1 protein-coding gene is annotated in these 628 nt (G+C 62.6%); it reads right to left on the bottom strand.

What is annotated here, in order from left to right; all coding sequences use genetic code 11:
• Positions 1-628 (bottom strand): Ig-like domain-containing protein (locus IB274_RS29455; RefSeq protein WP_192436295.1); only part of this gene is annotated, 628 nt, incomplete at both ends.

Raw genomic sequence — 628 nt, 5'->3', positions numbered from 1 at the left:
TATAGGCATGCTCGGCCACGATAGAACCGGCGTTGCCTGCCGCATCATGGGCGACCAGGGTGGCCTTGATGTTGCTGCCCTTGACCAGGTCAGAACCCGCTACCTGCACGCTCCACTTGCCATCGGCTGCCACAGCAGCGCTGTAGGTGGTGCCGTTGAGCTTGAAGCTCACCACGTCACCGGCCTTGAACTCACCGGTGGCCTTGCCGCTGATGGTCTGCTGAACCTTGGACTCTGCGCTGTTGACGATGTCGTCGCCAGCCACGGTGTCGATGGTCAGTTGGGTGCTGGCTGCGTCCGGCGCCGTCACGTCGACGGTGTACGCACGGTTGGCGTCGACGTTGCGGACGTTGCCAACATCGTCGTGAGCTACCAGGGTTGCCTTGATGCTGCTGGCCTTGGCCAGGTCGGCACCGGCTACCTGCACGCTCCACTTGCCATCCGCTGCCACGGTGGTGCTGTAGGTGGTGCCGTTGAGCTCGAAGCTCACCACATCACCCTCGGTGAACGCACCAGTTGCCTTGCCGCTGATGGCCTGCTGGGCCTGCGACTCGGCGAGGTTGACGATGTCATCCCCAGCGATCACGTCAATGACGAGTTCTACGTCCTTCACCTTGGTGTCGACGGT

The sequence above is a fragment of the Pseudomonas sp. PDM18 genome, from assembly GCF_014852585.1.
Lineage (GTDB): Bacteria > Pseudomonadota > Gammaproteobacteria > Pseudomonadales > Pseudomonadaceae > Pseudomonas.
The sequence above is the reverse complement of the archived record's forward strand: the minus strand, read 5'-3'. Positions and strand labels throughout refer to the sequence as shown.